6 protein-coding genes are annotated in these 5,297 nt (G+C 60.1%); all 6 read right to left on the bottom strand.

Annotated elements, in window-relative coordinates; genetic code table 11:
• Positions 1 to 956, bottom strand: a 956-nt coding sequence (locus R2855_19790) for a MoxR family ATPase (protein MEZ4533247.1), incomplete at its 3' end; no start/stop codon positions are given.
• A 19-nt stretch (positions 957 to 975) separates the two neighbouring features.
• Positions 976 to 1,197: a hypothetical protein gene (locus tag R2855_19795; GenBank protein ID MEZ4533248.1), complete on the bottom strand. Its 222-nt coding sequence runs from the start codon at positions 1,195 to 1,197 to the stop codon at positions 976 to 978.
• Positions 1,198 to 2,319 carry a glycosyltransferase family 1 protein gene (locus R2855_19800; protein MEZ4533249.1) on the bottom strand — a complete coding sequence of 374 codons (1,122 nt, stop codon included), beginning with the start codon at positions 2,317 to 2,319 and terminating at the stop codon, positions 1,198 to 1,200.
• 4 nt (positions 2,320 to 2,323) lie between these two features.
• Positions 2,324 to 3,415: a lysylphosphatidylglycerol synthase transmembrane domain-containing protein gene (locus R2855_19805; protein ID MEZ4533250.1), complete on the bottom strand. Its 1,092-nt coding sequence runs from the start codon at positions 3,413 to 3,415 to the stop codon at positions 2,324 to 2,326.
• A complete protein-coding gene (locus tag R2855_19810; GenBank protein MEZ4533251.1) occupies positions 3,412 to 4,788 on the bottom strand; it encodes an O-antigen ligase family protein in 1,377 nt (458 codons plus the stop codon). Before R2855_19810 ends, R2855_19805 begins: the two co-directional genes overlap by 4 nt.
• Positions 4,789 to 4,834: 46 nt before the next feature.
• Positions 4,835 to 5,297 (bottom strand): O-antigen ligase family protein (locus tag R2855_19815; GenBank protein MEZ4533252.1); only part of this gene is annotated, 463 nt, incomplete at its 5' end.

Consider the following 5,297-nt stretch of genomic DNA (forward strand, 5'->3'; position numbering starts at 1 on the left):
ACATCGTCGCTCGAGACGTCGTTCGATTCCGCCTCGAAGTTGAGGATGATGCGATGGCGCAACGCTGGCAACGCCACCGCGCGGATGTCGTCGTACGCCACGTTCAATCGCCCTTGCGTGAGGGCGCGGATCTTCGCGCCCAGCACGATCGCCTGCGCGCCGCGCGGACTGACGCCATAGCGTACATAGCGACGAATCGACTGGGTTGCGCGCGGATTCTCCGGGTGAGACGCCATCACCAATCGGACGACATATTCGCTCACACCGCTCGCAATGGGCACCTCGCGCGCCAATCGCCCCATCTCCAGAATTGTCTCCCCGGTGGCCGTGGGTTCGACCGAGAGATCGAGGCTGGACGTCGTGCGCCGCAGAATCTCGGCAAGATCGTCTTCGTTCGGAAACTGAACCAGCACTTTGAAAAAGAACCGGTCGAGTTGCGCTTCGGGGAGGGGATACGTGCCCTCCATCTCGACCGGGTTCTGGGTCGCAAGGACAAAGAACGGGGTTGCCATCGGATGGACCACATTGGCAACCGTGCAGGTTCGGTCCTGCATCGCTTCCAGAAGCGCTGACTGCGTCTTGGGCGTCGCGCGATTGATCTCGTCAGCCAGGACCAGATTGGCAAAAATCGGACCGCGCTGGAACGAGAAGCGGCGGTCCCGGCTCTCGGTTTCGATCAGAATGTTCGTGCCGGTGATGTCTGCCGGCATCAGGTCCGGTGTGAACTGGATGCGGCTGAACGTGAGCTCCAGCGAGTCCGCCAGTGTGCGCACCAGCATCGTTTTTCCGAGCCCAGGCACGCCTTCGAGCAGTGCGTGTCCCCCGGCGAGTATGCAGATGAGCACCTCTTCGACGACATCGCTCTGGCCGACCATGATCTTGGCGACCTCAGACTGGATGCGTTCGAATCGCTCCCGGAAATCCGCAACACTCATGCGTTCTTCGACGATGGACATGATTGGCCTCCTGTTGCGCTTATCGACGGGAAATGTAAACCGCAACGATGACCGTGACGACCATGAGTACGATGAACCCAATAGCCGTCACACCTACCAGAATGATCGACAGCTTCTCCGCGCGAGTTGGCTTCCGGGTCGCGGTCGGGCCAACGGTCTGATCTGCCCAGACCACGTCGGTATCCGTGCGGTCCTCGGACTCGACCACGAACCTTTGAAACCAGTACGAATCAGTCGCCACTCAGGATTCCGCCAACAAGCGATTGGCAACGACGCCGGCGCTCACTCGCCAATCGAATATTCGCGCCCTCGCGATTCGACGCTGCCTCGCGTCTCGTCCCTGCCGGTTCGAAGCGAGCAAGGCTTCGATCGCGCGAGCCATGTCGGCTGGATCGGTGGGCTGGAAATACTCGACCTCATCCTCTCCGACTTCGCGAAAAACAGCAAGGTCTGACGCGGCAACCGGCGTTCCGGTCGCGAGCGCCTCGACAATCGGTAGACCGAATCCCTCATATCGGGATGGATAGACCAGCGCTGCTGCGGCCGCAAAGAGCCCTGTGACTGTCGAATCATCGATGTACCCAAGCTCGACAACTCTATCGGCAAGTCCAGGACGAGAGATCGGCTCGAGTTGCTGGTCGGCCTTCCATCCATGTCTCCCAACCACAACGAGCGATATCTCGTTTGGCAGTCGTTGCAGTGCGGCGAGCAGCGTGCTCAGGTTCTTTCTGGGTTCGATTGTGCCCACGAACAAGAGGAACGGCTCTTGCACGCCCAGGGTCGCAAGGTGTTCGGGCGGCAACGCTTCTGGCTCGAAGAACCTGGCAGCCGGGGCATTTGGCGCGACCACGACCCGGTCTTCTGGGAGCGCGAATCGTTCGAGAATCTCAGCACGGGTTGTGTTGCTGACCGTGAAGACCGTTGTGGCGCGTTGAATAGCCCGCTCGACGACTGGCTCGAGATACGAGGCCAGTGGCGGAGGAGTCTCAGCTTCGGGGTGCAACCAGGCAAGATCGTGGACTGTTATGTGTTCGCTCTTTCCCGGCGGAACCGTAAAGTCTGGCGAATACGAAACCGCTGGTGAACCAGACCGCAGAAGTGGACCGGCCGGAAGCTGTCCACGGAAGAAGAAACGGTCGACATTTCTTCTCGACAGGAGAGACCTCGTTGCAGTCAGCGACTGCCAGGGATCCCGATCCGGGAGCTGAGGGTCGGCCGGGTGAGAGTCCAGCGCAAACCACAATCGCGTGTCCGCAGCCGAAAGGAGCGGAATGAGCGCACGGGTCAGCTCACGCGCATAGCGGCCAATTCCGGCGCCCTGATTGACCGCGGCGCTAACGTCGATGAGGATGTCACCTCGCACGATGTCAGGCGCGCTGCGGGGTGGCCCGTTTCCGGGTTCCCCACTTGAGCATGTACAGATAGACCAGCGCACCCACCGCAATCAGGCCCCAGTATGTGATCAACCGGTCGAGCAACGCGACAGACCCTGCGAGATCGACCGGCACATCGACGAGTTTCAGCACGGAAACAGTGGCCACCTCCACGACCCCGAGCCCAGCCGGAGTGAAGGGCAGCGTCGTCAACAATGCGGCCATCAGTCCCACGAAGATCGCGAGCTGGAACGAGATGTGTACGTCGAGGGCCTTCGCGACGAGAAACACGCGAGATGATTCCATCGACCAGATGAGCGCGCTCAGCACCGCTGGAACCAGGGGACGGCGCAAATTGACGAAGACCGATTCCTGCAGTGCTTGCCATTGATTGCGAAAGCGCAATGGCAAACGTGTCTCGATGTGATCGCGGACGAACCAGATCACCACCAGCCCAATCACTGCCGCGATACAGAGAGCAACCCCGACATAGAGCGCGTTCGACGCACCCGACGGCATGTTTCCGTGAAAAGCCACGAGCGCTGAGACCGCAAGCATCGACACGAGCACCATGAGGTCGATCACCCGCTCGGTCAGAACGGTTCCAAACCCAATGGAGTAGCGGATTCCGTCGTCGACTTTGACGCGATAGATCCGATAAGCGTCGCCCAGCTTTGCCGGGAGAATGCAGTTGAAGAACCAAGAGACGAGCAGGACGGCGGTCAAGTACCCAACGGGAGGCACCCTCGTTCCGGGCAAGGACCCGGCTCCCGCGACCACGAGCATCCAGCGCCATCGCACTGAGCGCAGCACGATGGTGCCGACGTAGACCGTGATGGCAGCGGAAAGCAGCATCAGGTCGGCCGATCTGATGTTTCTCGCGACCTCGGCAAGATCGAGATCGAGTCGCCGGAAGAAGAAAACCAGAATCGCAACAGCGAACCCGAACGAAATCAACGTTCGCGGACGAAGCAGGCCCTTGCCGAGCGCAGCGGGATCTCCAACGGGTTGATCGGCATCGGGCGGCAACTCAGACTGCGGCGTCGACCCGAGCTTGGACTGCACGGTGTCAGAATCGATGCTCACGAATTCCCCCGCGCGCTCCACGCTTCGGTGCCGATGGCAATTGCCATCGCCCAGATGACGACTAACTGGATATTGAGGCTCAGAACATGAACGTACTCGAAAACGGCATGCGCTCCCGTGGCGGCGGTTACCCCGGCAGCACCTATGAGCAACGCCAACCTCGATCCACCTGGCATGATCCGAATCGAACGGACGATGATGAGCGAGACTCCCATGAGCATGGCGATATACGCCGTCAGTCCCACGACCCCGGATTGTGCAAGAAAATGAAGATAGGTGTTGTGCGCGTGCCCTCTACCTATGCGAAACCTCCATTCCTGGGTGAAGTCCCGGTAGTTTAGGTCGTAGTTTCCCGCTCCGACTCCAACAAATGGATGCGCCTTGGCCATCTCAACCGCAGCAGTCCAGTGCGAGAGCCGTTCCTGCACCGCGAAATTCGCAGGGGTAACCAGCGTCTCCTCATTTGCGAACGTCTTCACGCCGGCGGAAACGATCCCAATCGAGATCGTCAACAACGCGAGCGCGACGATCAATCCTAGCGGAGCCAGGCGCACGATCGAGACTCGCAGATGCGGGATGAGCATTGCCCCCACGATGGCGAACCCCGCCGCCATGCCTGCAAATCCACCGCGCGACTGCGAAAGCACCGATCCCAGGAGTCCGGCGAACACTCCGACCATCCAAAGCGGCCGCAATCGAGGCGAGAGATACCAGCGCCCGTCGCGTATGGCATCACCCCCAGGACCGAGCAACAACGCCAGGAAGAGCGGCACGGTCAGCTCGAGATAGATCGCCAGCTGATTGGGATGCGTAAATGGACCGTACGCGCGCAGGAACCCTCGCACCTGATATGACTCTGGTCCCACGGCATAGATCACCTGCCAAAGCGCCAGCACGACCGATCCCAGGACTCCGAGCAGCGAGCCGACGAGAAACGGAAGCGGGTTTCCCCCTCGCCGGTAGGTGTTGAAGGCGAAGCATGAAATGATGCCCGTTGCCAGCCAGCGATAGGTCTCTCCGATCCAGATGCCACCGTCGCGCGCATTCCACACGGAGAGGACCAACGCCGCGATCAATACAAAGACCGAAACGGTAACGAAGTCGATCAGGACGCGCTGACGGGAACGGAGAAGGGAGACCGTCCATCCGGCGAGCAGCGACCAAATTGCAACTTTGGTCAGCGTCACCGATCCACTCTGGATTCCGACCTGGCTGTACGTCTGCACCGGTAGCGTGAGCGCAAGCACTCCCAGACCCCAGTCACGTTTGTTCATGCCGAGCCAAACGCAGACAGCGATCGCCAGGACGAGTCCGGTCGTTTGCCAGTCAACCGAGCCAACCAGAATTCCGATGGCGACGACAGCCACAGCCATTGATGGAGTGGCTATAGCCGGTCTTGCATCTCCTCGAATAGCCGCGTTAGTCATGTCGGACCAGTCGTATTGGCGACATCGAGCCCAATACAAGCGCAATCGCCAACCAGGTCATGGCGGAGAGGTCGGTGAGAAAGTATCCATTGTCGACCAGACCATGTCCCACTCCGGCTCCCAGACACCCAAGAGCGCCGAGTTGCCATGGCGAGAGCGCGATTCTCCCTATGCGTGACTTCCATACCAACCATCCACCGGCACACAGAAACCCCAGCAACAGGATCAGGCCGGGCATTCCCAGGCTAAGCCAGCTGTCGAACACGAGGTTGTGCGGATGAGATGAGTATCGCTCATCCCAGATGCGCGGATCGATGTACCTTGCCTGGTTGAGCCAGAGAAACTGATCGAGACCAATACCGCTCAGCGGAAAATCCCGCACCATCGCGCCTGCCCCGTTCCATAGGTACCGTCGAGTCTGGAAGTAGCCGGAGGAATCGGAACCTGAAAACCGA

It is taken from the genome of Thermomicrobiales bacterium, assembly GCA_041390825.1.
GTDB lineage: Bacteria > Chloroflexota > Chloroflexia > Thermomicrobiales > UBA6265 > JAMLHN01.

Excerpts from the sequence above, each read along its gene's own strand:
- R2855_19810 (MEZ4533251.1), bottom strand. The coding sequence starts at position 4,788 with ATGGCTGTGGCTGTCGTCGCCATCGGAATTCTGGTTGGCTCGGTTGAC.